Origin of the sequence: Pseudoalteromonas sp. BZA4, from assembly GCF_040104395.1 — a bacterium.
Taxonomy (GTDB): domain Bacteria; phylum Pseudomonadota; class Gammaproteobacteria; order Enterobacterales; family Alteromonadaceae; genus Pseudoalteromonas.
Map to the genome: position 1 here is coordinate 1 of NZ_JBECOT010000146.1, position 1,200 is coordinate 1,200.

Annotated in this window: 2 protein-coding genes; one reads left to right on the top strand and one right to left on the bottom strand. The window is 46.3% G+C overall.

The features are described 5' to 3' along the window. A partial coding sequence (locus ABMY41_RS21780) for a GNAT family N-acetyltransferase (RefSeq protein WP_235374376.1) occupies window positions 1–189 on the top strand: 189 nt, incomplete at its 5' end. Window positions 190–489: 300 nt separating this feature from the next. Here the strand turns inward: ABMY41_RS21780 and ABMY41_RS21785 are convergent. Continuing rightward, window positions 490–1,200: IS630 family transposase (locus tag ABMY41_RS21785; RefSeq protein ID WP_235374377.1), on the bottom strand; the 711-nt coding region annotated here is incomplete at its 5' end.

Genomic DNA, 1,200 nt, shown 5'->3' on the forward strand with positions numbered 1-1,200 from the left:
GGCATCGGAACGGCAATGATGTCTTACGCTAAGAAAATGGCAAAGGACAGTGACATGAAAGTTATAGATATCGCCGCCAGTCATCTTTCAGCTCCTTTCTTCGAAAAATTTGGGGCAAAGACAATTAAAGAAATCACTGATGGTTGGGGCCTAGACATGCACAGGGTTGATATGGAATTACTACTATAACAATTCAATGACCGCTATTGGCCGATTAACTGACCTAGGTGTGGTGTGAGTTGGCTGTCCGTAGAACAGGCTGTCCGTAGAACGCTCATATCTCATCTTACAGTTTTGTTGATTAGGTTTAGACTTCACCTGACAGGCAGCTAAGAGCGAATAGCGGACATCAACGTTCACTTCAGCATTACCGAATACTGAACGGTTTTGAGCTAAAGTTTTTGCGCGGCACATGGAAAAGAACTGCGTAGAGTTTGGTGCCAGATGCAAGTCCATGCTAGGGATTTACTGCTGACTAGATAACTGATCCTAATTGTGATACACCTGCTTCAAGCCATGCTTGCCACCTGGGAACGGAGCCGCTGTGTCCATAAAGTGGTATACCTGCTCCAGTAAGTCATCCATGTTCTTACACTGATGGTTACGGGTTATCGTTTCATGCAACGCATGCCATAGCTTTTCAATTTTGTTGTGCCACGGGCTGTATACCGGTAAAAACAAGAGCTTGAACTTTGGGTTCTCATTCAGCCATTTCTGCGTTTTTTTGCTCTTATGGATGATGTAATTATCCACAATTAGCGTGATACTTTTCGCTCGCCGGTATTGCCCTTTCAGTTGCTCCAACAGCGCAATAAACAAATCACTGGTCTTGCGCTCACCACCAACATAACTGATTTGTCCTGTCTGGCTGTGCAGTGCCCCCGCCAGATAGTGTTTCTTATTCTGGCCGGGTGTAGCTACCTTACGCTGTTTACCTTTAAAGCCCCAGTCGGCACCAATCTTCGGATTCAGGTGGATATCCACCTCATCCTGATAAAACACCGGATGGTCCACGCTGCAATTTTCAAGTGCCTCCCGCATGGCTGCTAACTTAGCTTCTTTATCTGGGTCTTGGATATACAGCGTCGGTGCCGCACGACGCCAGACGATGCCGACTTGTGGCAACCACCGCCTGAGAGTTGAGCTATGAATAACGATACGGTAAAGCTTATGCAGTAGCAGTGCGAATAATTCACTACT